At 61.3% G+C, this 512-nt stretch carries 1 protein-coding gene; it reads left to right on the forward strand.

Going from position 1 to position 512, the window contains the following annotated elements; all coding sequences use genetic code 11:
- Positions 1–199: 199 nt before the first annotated feature.
- A partial coding sequence (locus N5A93_RS19500; RefSeq protein ID WP_268956758.1) for a Crp/Fnr family transcriptional regulator occupies positions 200–512 on the forward strand: 313 nt, incomplete at its 3' end.

Here is a 512-nt window from a genome sequence, read left to right on the forward strand (position 1 = left end):
CCATGCCGGCATGGTCTGTTTGAACGGGCATCGTGGAGACTCCTTGATCCTTGCGCCGAAACGACCGTCGACCGGTCGAATCCCGATTGGTGTCCCCTTTGTGGCAGGAAATGAGGTATGCTGGGCTGATCCAGAGCAGTCACCGCAGCAAAATTTTCGAATATGTCATCCATCGGGGATGGCGATGAGGAAGAGGCCCATGACCACCACGGCAGACAGCCCGCTCACGCGCAAGCTCTCGAGTTTCGTCACCTTGTCAGAGGTCGAACTCGCGGTGCTGGAGCGTCTGCACCAGCGGCGCAGGTCCTTCCCGGCCGGGCGCGACCTCGTGCATGAGGGGCAATCGGGGCAGGCCGCCTACATCCTGTCGGACGGCTGGGTCTGTTCCTACAAGATCCAGCCTGACGGGACGCGCCAGATCGTCGACTTCCAGATTCCTGGCGATTTCCTCGGGCTGCGCAGTGTCCTGCTGCGCACCTCCGATCACAGCTTCGAGACGATCGTCGACAGTC

The organism is Roseovarius salincola, from assembly GCF_026891095.1.
GTDB lineage: Bacteria > Pseudomonadota > Alphaproteobacteria > Rhodobacterales > Rhodobacteraceae > Roseovarius > Roseovarius salincola.